Origin of the sequence: Rhizobacter sp., assembly GCF_031412075.1 — a bacterium.
In the GTDB taxonomy this organism is placed as follows: domain Bacteria; phylum Pseudomonadota; class Gammaproteobacteria; order Burkholderiales; family Burkholderiaceae_C; genus Rhizobacter.
Map to the genome: position 1 here is coordinate 1 of NZ_JANOCG010000186.1, position 1,657 is coordinate 1,657.

The 1,657-nt window shown below is 63.1% G+C and carries 2 protein-coding genes; both read left to right on the forward strand.

The annotated features are described in order from the left end of the window. Positions 1 to 971 (forward strand): AMP-binding protein (locus RMO40_RS06530; protein ID WP_309717974.1); only part of this gene is annotated, 971 nt, incomplete at its 5' end. Next, on the forward strand, positions 968 to 1,657 hold a 690-nt coding region (locus RMO40_RS06535; RefSeq protein ID WP_309717975.1), incomplete at its 3' end, for an ATP-binding cassette domain-containing protein. The genes RMO40_RS06530 and RMO40_RS06535, both read left to right, overlap by 4 nt.

Below are 1,657 nucleotides of genomic sequence, written 5' to 3' on the forward strand. Positions count from 1 at the left end.
GGGTGGCCTACACCGCGGGCGAGGCCATCGGGCCCGACCTGTTCAGCTTCTACCGCTCGATCGGGGTCAACCTGAAGCAGCTTTACGGCTCCACCGAAACGGCGGTGTTCGTTTGCCTGCAACCCGACCACCAGGCCCGCGCCGACACGGTGGGCGTGCCCATCGACGGGGTGGAGATCAAGGTGGCCGACAACGGCGAAATCATGGTGCGCTCGTCGGGCCTCTTGCGCGGCTATTACAAGAACCAAGCCGCCACCGCCGAGGTGCTCACCGCGGAGGGCTGGTACCACACGGGCGACGCCGGCTTCATGGACGCGCAGGGCCACCTGAAAATCATCGACCGCGCGAAAGACGTGGGTCGGACTTTGGCCGGCGCCATGTTTGCGCCGAAGTACGTGGAGAACAAGCTGAAGTTCTTTCCGTACATCAAGGAAGCGGTGGCTTACGGCGACGGGCGTGACAAGGTCTGCGCCTTCATCAACATCGACGTCGAGGCGGTGGGCAACTGGGCCGAGAAGCGCAACCTGCCCTATGGCGGCTACACCGACCTGGCGCAGAAGCCCGAGGTCTACGAGCTGGTGCGTGACTGCATCGAAAAGGTCAACGCCGACCTCGCTGTCGACGACAAGCTGGCCGGCAGCCAGGTCAGCCGCTTCCTGATCCTGCACAAGGAACTCGACGCCGACGATGGCGAACTCACCCGCACACGCAAGGTGCGGCGCGGCTTCATCGGTGATCGATATCAGGTGTTGGTGGATGCGCTGTACGGCGGCAAGGGCTCGCAGTACATCGAGACAGCGGTGAAGTTTGAAGACGGGCGCACGGGCATGGTGTCTGCGGATCTGAAGATCATGGATGTGAAGACGTTCCCTGCCACCCTCACCTCCGTTCGGGCTGAGCCTGTCGAAGCCCAGCGTGCACCTCACACCAACCCTTCGGCAGGCTCAGGGCGAACGGGGGTGGAAGCATGACCCGCAAGATCGGCGACGTCATCCTCGACGTGCAGAACATCAGCCTCGCCTTCGGCGGCGTGAAGGCACTCACCGACATCAGCTTCAATGTGCGCGAGCACGAGATACGCGCCATCATCGGCCCCAACGGTGCCGGCAAGAGCTCGATGCTCAACTGCATCAACGGCGTCTACCAGCCGCAACAAGGCTCGATCACCTTTCGCGGCCAGACGTTTCGGCACATGAACTCGCGCCAGGTGGCCGAGATGGGCGTGGCGCGCACCTTCCAGAGCCTGGCGCTGTTCAAGGGCATGAGCGTGCTCGACAACATCATGACGGGGCGCAACCTCAAGATGAAGTCGAACCTCTTGATGCAGGCCATTCGCCTCGGCCCGGCGCAGCGTGAAGAGATCGAACAGCGTGCGGTGGTCGAACGCATCATCGACTTCCTGGAGATCCAGCCCTACCGCAAAACAGCCGTCGGCAAGATGCCGTACGGCCTGCAAAAGCGCGTCGACCTCGGCCGCGCGCTCGCGATGGAGCCGCAGGTGCTGCTGCTCGACGAGCCGATGGCCGGGATGAACGTCGAAGAAAAGCAGGACATGAGCCGATTCATCCTCGACGTGAACGACGAGTTCGGCACCACCATCGTGCTGATCGAGCACGACATGGGCGTGGTGATGGACATCTCCGACCGCGTGGTGGTG